This is a genomic window from Myxococcus vastator (assembly GCF_010894475.1).
Lineage (GTDB): Bacteria > Myxococcota > Myxococcia > Myxococcales > Myxococcaceae > Myxococcus > Myxococcus vastator.
Window position 1 is genome coordinate 1 of record NZ_JAAIYB010000952.1, and the last position, 571, is coordinate 571.

The following is a 571-nucleotide window of genomic DNA, read 5'->3' on the forward strand; positions in this document are numbered from 1 at the left end:
GGGGGAGGGGAGGAGCGGGGAGTCGCTGTGGATGGGTTCGGCGAAGACGAACGTGGGGCACCTGGAGTCAGCGGCGGGAGTGGCGGCGGTGATGAAGGTGGTGCTGTCGCTGAGGAACAAGCAGTTGCCACCGCACCTGCACTTCCAGACGCCGAACCCGCACATCGGCTGGGAGCGGATGGCGGTGGAGGTGCCGACGAAGCTGACGGCGTGGGAGCCGGCGCAGGGGCGGCGCGTGGCGGGCGTCAGCTCCTTCGGCTTCAGCGGCACCAACGCGCACCTCATCCTGGAAGAGGCGCCACCGAGGCCGGAGCCCGTCCGGAAGCAGGACGTGGTGGAGCGCCCGAGGCACATGCTGGTGGTGTCTGCGAGGAGTCCGAGCGCGCTGGAGGAGCAGGCGAAGAGGTACGCGGGAGCGCTGGGAGAAGCGTCGGTGGGAGACGTGTGCTTCACGGCGTCAGTGGGGCGGGCGCACCAGGAGCAGCGGATGGCGGTGGTGGGAGGGAGCGCGGAGGAGCTGAAGGAGAAGCTGGAGAGGACGGCCGCGGGCGAGGTGGTGGGGGGCGTGGTG

The 571-nt window shown here is 70.8% G+C and carries 1 protein-coding gene; it reads left to right on the forward strand.

The genetic code is table 11. The features are described 5' to 3' along the window. A partial coding sequence (locus tag G4D87_RS38515) for a CurL C-terminal domain-containing protein (RefSeq protein WP_163787683.1) occupies positions 1–571 on the forward strand: 571 nt, incomplete at both ends.